This window comes from Flavobacterium sp. UBA4197 (assembly GCF_002379575.1).
Classification (GTDB): Bacteria; Bacteroidota; Bacteroidia; order Flavobacteriales; family Flavobacteriaceae; genus Flavobacterium; species Flavobacterium inviolabile.
This window is the reverse complement of the sequence record NZ_DFUB01000011.1, coordinates 1-212: the sequence shown is the minus strand read 5'-3', so window position 1 is coordinate 212 and position 212 is coordinate 1. Positions and strand designations below refer to the sequence as shown.

Here is a 212-nt window from a genome sequence, read left to right as displayed (position 1 = left end):
CGTACCTGGACCTTTGTGGATGCCTGTGGAAACAGTGCTTCCGTATCACAAACCATCAATGTTAACGATACTGTAGCTCCGGTGACTCCAACCGCTCCGGCAAACGTAACCGTAGCTTGTAGTTCTGACGTACCGGCGATGATCAGCCTGACCGCTAATGATAACTGTTCCGGTGCGATTACCGTACAGGGACAGGATACAACCATTCAAGG

1 protein-coding gene is annotated in these 212 nt (G+C 50.9%); it reads left to right on the top strand.

Features of this window, described 5'->3' with window-relative positions; genetic code table 11:
- A partial coding sequence (locus B3394_RS05870) for a hypothetical protein (RefSeq protein ID WP_286914031.1) occupies positions 1-212 on the top strand: 212 nt, incomplete at both ends.